The following is a 13,091-nucleotide window of genomic DNA, read 5'->3' as shown; positions in this document are numbered from 1 at the left end:
TTTATCTAGGTAAAAATTCTAAAAATGTGTTTTTAGGCTTGAGTGTAATTAAAGGTTTGATTTGAATTTCAGCAGTTTTTGATTGAATTTTATATCGGGACATAACCTGGGAAATTGCTATGATCATTTCGAACATTGCAAAATTATTTCCAATACACTTTCTTGGTCCTGCACCAAAAGGAAAATAGTAAGAGGAATGGGTTTTGGTTTTCAGAAATCTGTCTGGATCAAAAACTTCAGGATCTTGCCAATATTTTTTATGTCGGTGGATTTCAAAACAGGAAAATAAAATACTAGAATTTTTTGGCACTTTGTAGCCGTTAAAATTATCTTCTTCAATATTCACACGATCTATAAAATAAGCCGGCGGGTACAAACGCAAAGATTCCTCAATAACCTGTTGGGTATAACCACAGGATCTTACAAATTCCATAAGGTCTTGCGTTTCATTTTTTGCTTTTTTTACTTCCGAAAATATTTTCTCCTGAATTGTAGGATGACGTGCTAAGAGTTCACAAGTAAAGGTTAGCGCATTGGAAGTCGTTTCGTGACCAGCAGTGAAAAGTATGAGAATTTCATCAATCAATTGTTCCTTCTCCATTGGCATACCACCTTCATAACGTGCTTCCAGCAACATATCCAATAGATCATTATATCTAATCTCGGATTTTTTTCGTTCCTCCACGATATCCTCCAGGATCTGACGGGCTTCTTGGGTTAACCTGATATGTTTTGTAATGCTTCCACTTATATAAAACCACCAGCGTTTAAATGGTTGTCTAAGTTCTTTAACCAGCATTTTTTGAGCTGCTTCTGTAATATATTGTAACCGATTTATTTGTTGTTGATTAGCGGCGCTGCTAAACAAGGATTTTACTACCGTTTGAAAGGCTAAATCGTTAAAAACCGGAAACGCATCAATTGTTTCATGGGGCGGAATTTTATCAATTTCGGTATTAATTGCTTCCTGAATAGATTGTAATAAACCAGAAAGATGGGATTTATGAAAAGCCGGCTGAATAAGTTTACGTTGCCTGGCCCAATGCTGACCATTTGCAGTTAAAAGTCCCCTGCCAACATATTTAGCGAGGTCTCTGGTTTGAATAGTTGATTTTTGATAATTCCTTTGATTCTTTTGAAGCACATATTCAGCAAAAGCCGCATCTCGGGAAAATATTATCTTTTGACCAAACCCAATATGAATCTGAAAAATATCACCATATTTCTCAAAATTCTCCTTATGAAATGGAAGCGGATTTTTAAGAATTCTTCCCGCATTTTTCACAAATCGAAACATAGAAACCGTAGGAATATTTTTGTTTGCCATTATTTCATTGTTTCAGAAACAGCTTCAGCTGTATTGGAGTTTCAGGAAACTAAAAGAGCCCGCCTTGGATATTCCCCTTTACCCTGCTAAGATGTTTGTATGCGGCCTCAGTAACTTCCCGACCACGTGGAGTTCGGTAAATAAAGCCCTGTTGAATCAGAAAAGGCTCATAGACTTCCTCAATAGTTTCGGCACTTTCGCTTACTGCAGTTGACAGCGTAGTTAAGCCTACCGGGCCTCCTTTAAATTTATCAATTATTGTCTCCAGGATTTTATTATCCATTTCGTCTAAACCGTGGGCATCAACATTTAGTGCTTTTAACCCATATTTTGCGATTTCCATATCAATTCGTCCATTGCCTTTAATCTGGGCGAAATCACGAACCCGGCGGAGTAATGCGTTTGCAATCCTGGGAGTTCCCCGACTTCTACCCGCAATTTCTATAGCAGCATCCAGGCTGATGGGAACACGCAGGATTTCTGAACTACGTTGTACGATATCGGAAAGTAATTCGGTAGAGTAATATTGCAAGCGGCTGGATATACCAAAACGGGCACGCATAGGAGCTGTAAGCAAGCCAGATCGCGTAGTGGCACCAATAAGAGTGAACGGATTAAGATTAATCTGCACCGTTCTTGCATTTGGCCCGGATTCAATCATGATATCTATGCGGTAATCCTCCATTGCCGAATAGAGATATTCTTCAACAACAGGACTCAATCTATGAATTTCATCGATAAACAGGATGTCTCTTTCTTCTAGATTAGTAAGTAAACCTGCAAGATCTCCGGGCTTATCTAAAACAGGGCCTGAGGTCACTTTTATACCCACTTCTAATTCATTGGCTAAAATATGAGCTAATGTAGTCTTTCCTAAACCGGGAGGTCCATGAAAAAGCGTATGATCCAAAGCTTCACCACGTTGATTGGCAGCTTCAACGAATACCTTAAGATTTTCCAGCACCTGATCCTGACCGGCAAAATCATCAAAACTTAAAGGGCGCAGTGCCCTTTCGATATCAAATTCCTCAGGAGAAAAATTTTCTCCTGTCGGGTCCAGGTTTTCATTCATACTTTTATCACAATTATGGCACTTGTTCTACAAAGATAAGTAAAATACTGCGGGGCTAACCAAGGCGTGATAAAGTTAAAAACAGAAATTTATAAAAAAACCTCTTCGAAAACGAAGAGGTTTTTTATAAATTGTAATCACTAAGCCTAGTGATTCATTTCTTCTTCGTGATCTTGAAGAGGAACTGTTTGGGGAACATAATCCTGACCAGGAATTACATAATCCGTTCCTTCAAGATTCATCTTACTATAATCATAAGACCAACGGTAAACTGACGGAATAGCACCAGGCCAGTTTCCATGAATGTGTTCCACCGGAGTAGTCCATTCCAAAGTAGTAGAGTTCCAGGGATTTTGTGTAGCCTTTTTTCCATAAAACATCGAACTAAAGAAATTATAAAGGAATACTACCTGAACTCCAGCTGTTATTATTGCAAAAATCGTGATAATTACATTTACATCCGCCAAGTCGTCAAAATACGGAAAGGCTGTATTTGTATAATAACGCCTTGGTAATCCGGCCAGCCCGATAAAGTGCATTGGAAAAAATACTCCGTAAGCACCTACAGCAGTTATCCAGAAATGAACATAACCGAGGTTCTTGTTCATCATTCTTCCAAAGAGCTTCGGAAACCAGTGATACACACCGGCCAGTAGTCCGTAGATTGCTGAAATCCCCATTACAAGATGGAAATGTGCAATAACAAAATATGTATCGTGAACATTGATATCTAATGTTGAATCCCCTAGAATAATTCCGGTTAGCCCCCCTGTGATGAATGTTGAAACAAAACCAATAGAGAATAGCATCGCGGGATTCATTTGCAGGTTTCCTTTCCAGAGCGTTGTGATCCAGTTAAATGCTTTGACCGCCGAAGGAATGGCAATTAATAACGTTGTAAATGTAAATACCGAACCAAGGAATGGATTCATTCCCGAAACAAACATATGGTGACCCCATACAATTGTTGATAGGAATGCAATTGCAAGAATCGAAGCAACCATGGCACGATAACCAAAAATTGGTTTACGTGAGTTTGTTGCTAAAACCTCTGACACAATACCCATTGCAGGCAGAATTACGATATAAACCTCCGGGTGACCCAGGAACCAAAATAAGTGTTCAAACAAAACCGGAGAACCTCCCTGGTGGCTTAATACCTCACCTTCAAGATAAATATCACTAAGGAAGAAAGAAGTTCCAAAACTCCTATCCATTATAAGTAAAAGTGCTGCCGATAATAAAACCGGGAAAGAAACCACACCAATCACGGCAGTAATAAAAAACGCCCAAATGGTAAGCGGCAGTCTCATCATTGACATCCCCTTTGTTCTAAGGTTAAGAACAGTCACAATATAGTTAAGGGATCCTAAAAGAGATGATGCGATAAAAATTGCCATTGAAATTAACCACAGTGTCATTCCCATTCCTGAACCTCCAATAGCCTGAGGTAATGCACTAAGAGGAGGGTATATCGTCCATCCTGCAGAAGCGGGCCCAGATTCTATAAATAGTGAGCTGAGCATAATTACACAAGAAATGAAAAACAACCAATATGAAAGCATATTCATAAAACCGGAGGCCATATCCCTTGCTCCAATTTGAAGAGGAATTAAAAGGTTACTAAAGGTACCACTTAGACCAGCGGTTAACACAAAGAAAACCATAATGGTACCATGAATGGTAACCAGGGCAAGATAAATTGACGGTGTCATTACCCCATCCGGAGCCCACCTGTCACCTAAAAGCCATTCGAAGATCATAAAAGATTCCTCTGGCCAGGCTAGTTGCAAACGGAAAAGTACGGACATCATAATCCCTACAATACCCATTAAAATTCCTGTGATAAGATATTGCTTGGCAATCATCTTATGGTCCGTACTAAATATATATTTAGTAATGAAAGTTTGTTTATGATGATGTCCGTGATCTTCGTGGTGATCGTGAGCCGGTGCTGTTGCTATTGCTGACATATCTTAATTATATTCTATTTAGTTCTATTATTCTACTACTGAATCTATAACGCTAGCAAAAGTATCTTGCTGGCTTAACCATTCGTTGTATTCTTCCTGACTTTCTACAACAATTTTCATCTGCATATTATAGTGGGCTGTTCCACAAATCTTATTACAAAGCAGGAAGTAATCAAATTCATAAGAATCTAATGGTGCTTCGCCTTCCGCCATTAAAACCTCATTTCGCTCCTTTCTAATTTCATTAATTGTTTTCACCTTATCTACCATGTATTCCGAAGTTCTCATTTCTTCAGTAGTGATATCAGGGGTAAAAGAAAATTGTGTTATCATTCCCGGAACCACATTCATCTGGGCTCTAAAATGTGGAAAATAAGCAGAGTGAAGGACATCCTGGGATCTAAATTTAAACAGAATCTGCCTCCCTACAGGAAGATGAAGTTCGGTTGTGATTTTATCATCCGCAGCGTAAGGATCGTTTACATTGAGTCCAACAGTATTAACACCTTCAATAAACCTGACATTTGCTTCTCCAAGGGTATTATCCTCCCCTGAATATCTCGCCTGCCAGCTAAATTGCTTAGCATAAAGTTCGATAACAATAGGATCGTCGTCTTCACTAATGTTCATAATATCACTCCAGGTAAATAGCCCATAGATAATTAAACCCGCAAGAGTAATCACTGGAATAATAGTCCATATAAATTCAAGTTTATCGTTATCGGCGAAGAAAAGTGCCCTTTGCCCTTTTTTACCCTGATACTTATAAGCAAACCAGTGCAGCAATGCTTGCGTTATTACCTGCACCACCATAATAAGTCCTATGGATATGAACATCAAGGTGTCTACCTGGTTTCCATGAACTGAGGCTGCTTCAGGTAGATAAAACCTACTCCAATGCCAGAAACTGTAGGCCATACCAACATAAATGAAAACCATAAACCAAAGCATCAGTTTGGCTTGCTGCCTGTTATCATTATCATTAGCTATTTCAGGACTCTCCGCGCCGGGACCCTTTGACAACTGAAAAATCTTAGACATTTGCCACCCGGTAACGGCCAAAAGAGCTAATACTATTATTACTAAAAATACGGTCATTTTATACGTTCTTCTTTAAACAATCAAATCTTTTTATTAATAGTGGAAATGTTCACTTTCCTTAATATACGGGTTGCGTTTAGCAAGCAGGGGTGCTTTTGTTAGGGCATTAAAGACCACAAAAGTAAATAATCCTCCAAAGAAAAGTACTGCACTAATCTCTGGAATTCCAATAAACCATGATTCCCCGACAGTTGAAGGCATCACCATTGTGAAAACATCCAAATAATGTCCAACAAGAATTATGACCCCGGTCATTACCACGAACCAGTTCACTCGTTTATAATCACTATTCATTAATACCAATAATGGGAACACGAAATTCAACACTACCATTCCAAAAAATGGAAGACTATAATTCTCTATTCGGCTGATAAAGTATACAACTTCTTCAGGAATGTTTGAGTACCAAATCAACATAAATTGTGAAAACCAAAGATAAGTCCAGAAAATACTAATTCCGAACATAAACTTGGCTAAATCGTGAATATGGCTATTGTTAACAAAAGGTAAATGATCTCTTGATTTAAGATAGATAGTAACTAAGGCAATAACCGTAATTCCTGAAACGAACATACTAGAGAAAACATACCACCCAAATAAAGTACTAAACCAGTGAGGATCGAGGCTCATTATCCAGTCCCAGCTCATTATTGATTCTGTTACAATAAAAAAGACAAGGAATCCGGCCGCAAGTTTAAAATTCTTTTTAAAGTAATAATTATCGGTAGCCTGGTCAAGTCTTCTGGAATTGCGAACAAGAAAATGTCTAAATATAAACCACCCAGCTAAAAATATAGCTGCTCTTATTAAGAAAAAAGGAATATTTAAATAAGCAGTTTTATTACGAATAATCTCATCGGTAGCGACAACTTCCGGATCCATCCAAACAAATAAGTGGTTTAAATGCATACTCGACAGTACTAGAAGAACAAACATAATGATTCCACCGGGAACAATATAAGCCGTAATAGCCTCCATAACTCTAAATAGTACGGGTGACCAACCAGCCTGTGAAGCATACTGCACAGCATAGAATGCTAAAACACCAAGAGAAATCATAAAGAAAAAGAAAGCTGCAACATAGACTGCTGCCCAGGGCTTATTCTGCAATTGGTGAAATTTATGCTCCAAATGTTCGGTATCATGCCCTTGCTCAGCAGCTGCATCTTCCTTTGATTCAGCATTTCTTCCCGCCTCATCATCTAATAACAAGCTGTGCTCGGCATAAGCAAAATTATCATCTTCCCCTTCTTTCTCCAGGGCTGTCTCACCGTGATGTTCTTCGGCAGCCATCATTTCCCTAACATCATCCAAATTTGAAGGTGCCTGTAAAAACCCAATTACGATTCCAATGGCACCAACAATCATAAAAATAATTGCTGTTAATTTTAATTTACTGGATAGCGTGTACATATTTATAGATCTAAATGCTTTGTTCTTAATTAATTGTTTTGGTCTACATCCTCCACCTCTGGTTGAGCTGCACCTTCTCCCTGGGCTTCTTCTACATTTTCCTGGGCTCTTTGTATTGCAACGGGCTGAGTTTCAGCAATAGAAGGCTCAATTTCCTCAAAAGGTATCTCTCCACCTCCTTCTAACTGATTTTTAAGATACATCACATAATGGGTGATTTTCCAGCGCTCCTCCTCATTAGTTTGCGCAGCATAAGAACCCATAGAATTTAGCCCGTAATAAATTACGTGATAAACACTACCTTCAGTAATGGCTCTTCCGGCATCGTCATAAGATGGAATACCAAGTATTTTCTCCCTCTGAGCAAGAATACCCTGACCATCTCCTTTATCACCGTGACAAACGGCACAGTAAATTGTATACAATAACTTTCCTTCATTAAGGTTTTCCTCTGTATATGGCAATGGATTGTTAAGATTAGCTTTCGCATTTGCTTTTCCTTCAGGCGAATCTTCATAACCATAAGGCATCCAACCACGTGGAATCGTACCTTCAACTGGAAGTTTGGCTTCCTGTTGATCAACAAAAATATCGTAAGCACCATAAGCTTCATAACCTACAGGCTCATACATATCTGGCATATATTGGTAGTTAGGTTCGTCGTTATCTGCACAAGAAGTTACACCCCCCCCAATCAGGAACAAAACTATCGCTTTATAGAACAAATTTTTCATTCTGTCTATTTATTATCTATTAATTTAATTTCAGCAGCACCGGTATTGTAAAGGAATTTAGTTAATTCATCTACATTATGGTTTGCCACATCAACTTCCATAAGGAACATATCATCGGTTGTGCGAACATCCGGGTTTTCAGCTTTCTTAAAAGGCCATAGTTTACTTCTCATATAAAAAGTAATTACCATAAGGTGAGCCGCAAAAAACACGGTAAGTTCAAACATAATTGGTACAAAAGCAGGCATATTCTCAATATAACTAAAGCTTGGCTTCCCTCCAATATCCTGTGGCCAATCCTCTATCATAATAAAGTCCATCATTGCGGTTGCTACTATCAATCCAACAACACCATACATAAAAGAGGTAATTGCAAGACGAGTAGGTGCTAATCCCATGGCTTTATCCAAACCATGAACTGGCATTGGTGTATAAATTTCACCAATATGATACCGAGCCTCTCTTATCTGCTTCACGGCCTGTAAAAGCAAATCGTCATCATTATAAATAGCGTGTATAACTTTTGATGCCATCTTACTTATTTTTTAGTTCAGTTGCCTGTGCTACCCAATCTTCACGTTGTGTAGCATTAGGGAAGTTTTCTATCACTTCATCAAGCAATTCAAAATCATCCTGGGTAAGTTTACTTACCTGAACATAGGTATATAGACCCACCTGATGTAAACGCTGTTCAAGGAAAGGACCTACTGCTTTAAGTTTTTGTAATTTATCTGCGTTTTGATCGGCCGGGTTGTAAGAACCAGTTCTCCCAAGCATTTCATCTATTCTGTCTTTTTGAACTTCAGAAAGCGTTAGGGCATCTGCATTGACAGTTTGGTTATGGTCATCCTTTCTGTCGCCTTCTTCATAAGCATCCTCATCACCCATTTTCTTATCAACTTTAGTATCGATATTTTTCTTTGGCTCACCTACATTTACCGGGGTGTAATGTTTTACGTCATCCCCATGTTCTGCTCTTAGTTTTTTATACTTTGCGCCCGAAGATTTAAGTATGGTCTTCACTTCCGCCTGTGCAATTACAGGAAAAGATCGGGCATATAAGAGGAACAGCACAAAGAAAAATCCTATCGTTCCAATAAAAATTCCGATATCAACAAAAGTAGGAGAGAACATAGTCCAGGAAGACGGAAGATAATCTCGGTGCAAGGAAGTAACAATGATCACAAAACGCTCAAACCACATCCCTATGTTTACCACAATGGAAATAAAGAATGAGAACATAATACTGGTTCGTAATTTCTTAAACCACATAAACTGAGGAGAAAACACGTTGCACGTCATCATAGCCCAATATGCCCAGGCATAAGGCCCTGTAGCCCTGTTAAGGAATGCATACTGCTCATATTCCACTCCGGAGTACCACGCAATAACAAGCTCGGTTATATAAGCTACTCCTACAATAGAACCTGTGATCATAATCACAATATTCATTAATTCTATATGCTGTATAGTAATATAACTTTCTAGATTAGACACCTTTCTCATTATAATAAGAAGCGTATTTACCATAGCAAAACCCGAGAACACTGCCCCCGCAACGAAATAAGGAGGAAAAATCGTAGTATGCCAACCGGGGATAACCGAGGTAGCAAAGTCAAAAGATACAATGGTGTGTACGGAAAGTACCAGAGGAGTTGCCAAACCAGCAAGCACCAAAGAAACTTCTTCAAAACGCTGCCAGTCTTTTGCACGCCCACTCCAACCAAAACTTAATATTCCGTATATTTTTTTATTAAACGGAGTAATTGCCCGATCACGAATCATTGCAAAATCAGGAAGTAATCCTGTCCACCAGAACACCAATGATACAGAAAGGTAAGTTGAAATAGCAAATACATCCCAAAGCAGTGGTGAATTAAAGTTCACCCATAGCGAACCAAATTGGTTTGGAATAGGAAGTACCCAATAGGCCAACCAAGGTCTACCCATGTGGATTAAAGGAAATAAGCCAGCCTGCATAACGGAAAAAATTGTCATAGCTTCTGCCGAGCGGTTAATTGCCATTCTCCATTTTTGACGGAATAATAACAATACCGCAGAAATAAGAGTACCTGCGTGCCCAATACCGACCCACCAAACAAAGTTTGTAATATCCCAGGCCCAGCCTACAGTTTTATTTAATCCCCAGGTTCCAATACCAGTAGAAATCGTATAAATTATACAACCTACACCCCAGAGAAAGGCAATAAGGGCAATTGAAAAAACAATCCACCAGGATTTATTAGCCCTTCCTTCTACCGGCGCAGCAACATCCACGGTAACATCGTGGTAGCTTTTATCCCCGGTAACTAAAGGCTTTCGTATAGGTGCTTCGTAATGAGACATATCCTTTTAAAATTGATTTCTTTATTAATTTATTAAGCTTCTGTTGTGTTTCTAACTTTGGTCTGGTACATTACATTTGGTTTTGTCCCAACATATTCCAGTAAATGATACATTCTATCATCTTGCTTTTTTTCTCTTATCAAAGCACCCTCATTGTTTATATCACCAAAGGTCATCGCTCCTTTATCACAAGCTGAGGAACAGGCCGTTCTAAATTCTCCATCCTCAATAACTCTTCCTTCACGCTTGGCATCCAGAATCGTTTTCTGTGTTATTTGAATACACATAGAACATTTCTCCATAACCCCTCTAGAGCGCACAGTAACATCTGGATTAATTACCATTCTTCCCAGGTCATTGTTCATATGATAATCAAACTCTTCATTTTGAACATAACTAAACCAGTTGAAACGACGCACTTTATAAGGACAGTTGTTTGCACAATATCTTGTTCCCACACAACGGTTATAAATCATTTGATTTTGCCCCTGTCTTCCGTGAGAAGTTGCAGCTACAGGACACACGGTCTCACAAGGAGCGTGATTACAGTGTTGACACATTACCGGCTGAAAAACAACCATAGGATTATCTGCGGGTTCTTCCAATTCAGCAAATTCAACAAGGGAGTTGCCTAAACCAGAAATATTTTCTTTCTTCTCAAGATCATCAGTGAAAGTTCTACCTGAAGAATAGTATCTATCAATACGCAGCCAGTGCATATCACGAGAGCGCCTAACCTCAGTTTTACCGACAACCGGAACATTATTTTCCGCGTGACAGGCAATCACACAGGCACCGCAACCGGTACAGGCATTGAGATCTATAGATAGGTTAAAGTGATGCCCTATACTACGATCAAAACCATCCCACATATCTACTTCAGGAGAAGTCACCGGTTTCTCAACGTGATCTAGCGATACTTCAGGAACCGAATTCCATACGTGTACATCTTTAGTATTAAAAACCTCAAGGGTAGTTTCTTTTATAATATCTCCACGCCCCATTAAAGTATTGTGAAGTTGAACACAAGCAAACTCATGCATTCCGGTAGCCTTTTCAACGGTTACCGACTGCACAGGGTTTAATTTTTTATATAAAGGATATGCATTTACACCTACCTGCATTTCCTTTTGCATTCCTTTTTTCTTCCCATAACCAAGCGCAAGACCTACTGATCCCTTTGCCTGCCCAGGTTGAATAAGAACAGGAACATTTTCAACCAAAGTACCATCTACAATCACGTTAGCATAACTTCCATTTAAGGCTCCGTTCGAAACATTTATATTTTCGAGATCTAAAGCTTTGGCATCAGATTCAGAAATTGTAAGGTAATTATCCCAGGATACCCTTGTTAAAGGGTCTGGCATTTCCTGCAACCATGGATTATTAGCTTGCTCACCTGCCCCCATTGAAGGTTTAGTGTAAAGCGTTAGCTCTAGCCCAGTACCTTCTGAGGGACGCCCTAAGGCGCTAGCCGCAGTTGCAACATTAAAAGTTTCTGAAACTTCAGCTCCCCCAAGTTCTACAGGAGAAGTTGCTTTAAAAACACCATCATGCAGCGCCTGGATCCAGGAAGGTATATTGCCAGTCCAGGTCTCTTTTATATATTCCTGATAAGATTTATTATTATTGGTCCATTTCAACAAGCAATCTTGAAACTGTCTAGTATCAAACAACGGCCGAATTGTAGGCTGAATCAACCCAAAATCGGAAGTGGTATATTGAACATCACCCCAACTCTCCAAATAGTGTGGTGCCGCAGCAACATACTTACAAAGAGTAGCAGTTTCGTCCGGCTTCATACTAAATGCCAAAGAAACATCTACTTTGGCTAAAGCTTCAGCAAATTCTTCTCCATTAGGCAAAGAATATGCAGGATTCACTCCAGCCATTAAAACTGCACCTACAGATCCAGTTTTCATATCTTCAATTGCCTGGAAAACCTTCTCCGTATCACCCTGACGAGTCATACGCGGGTTGTCAACATCCATTACAGCGCTTCCCAGAGCTTCGTTAATAGCCAGCACTAAAGCCTGAGCATTAACATCGGGGATTCCAGAAACCACTACAGCTCCATTACCTGCATCCCTTAATTGACTTGCTGCTTTAACAACTGCATCATCAATTTTCGCAGGTAAATTACTAGTAGAAGCACCACCTGAAATATATCCATACAGTGCGGCTAAAACAGCTTTTTGCTGTGATGGCGTTACAGGAATACGTTTATCGGCATTAGCGCCGGTTAAGCTCATATTTGATTCAAACTGTACATGGCGCGACATTTCCCCATTGGTGGGTACGCGTCCCTTAGCATAACCAGAATCATAACCTCCCCCTTGCCAATCTCCAAGAAAATCGGCTCCAACGGAAACTATAGTTTTAGCTTTAGAGAAATCGTAATTCGGCATTGCACGCTTTCCATATTTCGCCTGAAAAGCATTCAACACATCATTTTCAGAAACAATATCATAAACCACATGGCGTACATTTGGATATTTTTCTGAAAATTCATTGATCAGTTTGGTAGTAGAAGGACTGGCAAAAGTTTGCGTTAATAAAATAATATCACCGGAAACTCCATCAAGGGCACCAGTAACTTCACGATCAAACTCCTCCCAGGAAACATTTCTTCCATCGATCATTGGGCGTTTCACCCTATTTGCATCATACATCGACAATACAGAAGCATGTACGCGGGCATTAACTCCGCCTTTAGACTTTGCTAATTCATTATTCTCAATCTTAATAGGCCTTCCTTCCCTGGTTTTTACTAGAACACTAGCGAAATCAAAACCATTAGCAATTGTAGAGGCATAATAATTTGCTACCCCAGGAACAATACGCTCTGGCTGTACTACATAAGGAATAGATTTAATAACCGGCCCTTCACAGGCAGCCAAAGAGGCCGCAGCTGTACTAAAACCAACATATTTCAAAAAATCCCTTCTAGAAGTTTTTGAACTTTCAAGCGAACCTTTATCCCCAAGAAATTCATCAACCGGAATCTCTTCTGCAAATTCTTTTTGTTGGAGCGTCTCAACAACAGAGCTGTTTTCATTTAGCTCTTCAACACTTTTCCAGTATTTTTTGTTTGATGACATATATATCTAAATATTAACTTCTTA

General features: G+C 39.3%; 9 protein-coding genes. All 9 read right to left on the bottom strand.

The annotated features are described in order from the left end of the window. Position 1: 1 nt before the first annotated feature. The 9 genes from DET49_RS00960 to DET49_RS00920 all read right to left on the bottom strand — a co-directional run bounded on the left by DET49_RS00960 (position 2) and on the right by DET49_RS00920 (position 13,067). Positions 2-1,327: a cytochrome P450 gene (locus DET49_RS00960; RefSeq protein ID WP_133546277.1), complete on the bottom strand. Its 1,326-nt coding sequence runs from the start codon at positions 1,325-1,327 to the stop codon at positions 2-4. A 49-nt stretch (positions 1,328-1,376) separates the two neighbouring features. Continuing rightward, positions 1,377-2,399: a Holliday junction branch migration DNA helicase RuvB gene (ruvB, locus tag DET49_RS00955; RefSeq protein WP_133546276.1), complete on the bottom strand. Its 1,023-nt coding sequence runs from the start codon at positions 2,397-2,399 to the stop codon at positions 1,377-1,379. A 146-nt stretch (positions 2,400-2,545) separates the two neighbouring features. Continuing rightward, positions 2,546-4,372 carry a cbb3-type cytochrome c oxidase subunit I gene (locus DET49_RS00950; protein WP_133546275.1) on the bottom strand — a complete coding sequence of 609 codons (1,827 nt, stop codon included), beginning with the start codon at positions 4,370-4,372 and terminating at the stop codon, positions 2,546-2,548. Between the two features lie 27 nt (positions 4,373-4,399). Then, entirely contained in the window at positions 4,400-5,470 is a 1,071-nt protein-coding gene (locus tag DET49_RS00945; protein WP_133546274.1) for a cytochrome c oxidase subunit II, read from the bottom strand. A gap of 36 nt (positions 5,471-5,506) precedes the next feature. Continuing rightward, complete coding sequence (locus DET49_RS00940) at positions 5,507-6,886, bottom strand: quinol:cytochrome C oxidoreductase (protein WP_133546273.1); 1,380 nt, start codon at positions 6,884-6,886, stop codon at positions 5,507-5,509. A gap of 29 nt (positions 6,887-6,915) precedes the next feature. Then, positions 6,916-7,620 (bottom strand): c-type cytochrome, encoded by a 705-nt coding sequence (locus tag DET49_RS00935; RefSeq protein ID WP_133546272.1) that lies wholly within the window; start codon positions 7,618-7,620, stop codon positions 6,916-6,918. 5 nt (positions 7,621-7,625) lie between these two features. After that, entirely contained in the window at positions 7,626-8,153 is a 528-nt protein-coding gene (locus DET49_RS00930) for a DUF3341 domain-containing protein (protein WP_133546271.1), read from the bottom strand. Position 8,154: 1 nt separating this feature from the next. Next, positions 8,155-9,966 carry an NrfD/PsrC family molybdoenzyme membrane anchor subunit gene (gene nrfD, locus DET49_RS00925; RefSeq protein WP_133546270.1) on the bottom strand — a complete coding sequence of 604 codons (1,812 nt, stop codon included), beginning with the start codon at positions 9,964-9,966 and terminating at the stop codon, positions 8,155-8,157. A gap of 32 nt (positions 9,967-9,998) precedes the next feature. Next, a complete protein-coding gene (locus DET49_RS00920; protein ID WP_133546269.1) occupies positions 9,999-13,067 on the bottom strand; it encodes a TAT-variant-translocated molybdopterin oxidoreductase in 3,069 nt (1,022 codons plus the stop codon). Positions 13,068-13,091: the final 24 nt, after the last annotated feature.

This window comes from Salegentibacter sp. 24 (assembly GCF_004362395.1).
Lineage (GTDB): Bacteria > Bacteroidota > Bacteroidia > Flavobacteriales > Flavobacteriaceae > Salegentibacter.
Note: the sequence above shows the minus strand (reverse complement) of the source record. Positions and strands in the feature narration are given on the sequence as shown.

What these genes read in the sequence shown, in the direction of transcription:
- DET49_RS00960 (WP_133546277.1), bottom strand. Translation starts at nt 1,327, where the DNA reads ATGGCAAACAAAAATATTCCTACGGTTTCTATGTTTCGATTTGTGAAA.
- ruvB (WP_133546276.1), bottom strand. Translation starts at nt 2,399, where the DNA reads ATGAATGAAAACCTGGACCCGACAGGAGAAAATTTTTCTCCTGAGGAA.
- DET49_RS00950 (WP_133546275.1), bottom strand. Translation starts at nt 4,372, where the DNA reads ATGTCAGCAATAGCAACAGCACCGGCTCACGATCACCACGAAGATCAC.
- DET49_RS00945 (WP_133546274.1), bottom strand. Translation starts at nt 5,470, where the DNA reads ATGACCGTATTTTTAGTAATAATAGTATTAGCTCTTTTGGCCGTTACC.
- DET49_RS00940 (WP_133546273.1), bottom strand. Translation starts at nt 6,886, where the DNA reads ATGTACACGCTATCCAGTAAATTAAAATTAACAGCAATTATTTTTATG.
- DET49_RS00935 (WP_133546272.1), bottom strand. Translation starts at nt 7,620, where the DNA reads ATGAAAAATTTGTTCTATAAAGCGATAGTTTTGTTCCTGATTGGGGGG.
- DET49_RS00930 (WP_133546271.1), bottom strand. Translation starts at nt 8,153, where the DNA reads ATGGCATCAAAAGTTATACACGCTATTTATAATGATGACGATTTGCTT.
- nrfD (WP_133546270.1), bottom strand. Translation starts at nt 9,966, where the DNA reads ATGTCTCATTACGAAGCACCTATACGAAAGCCTTTAGTTACCGGGGAT.
- DET49_RS00920 (WP_133546269.1), bottom strand. Translation starts at nt 13,067, where the DNA reads ATGTCATCAAACAAAAAATACTGGAAAAGTGTTGAAGAGCTAAATGAA.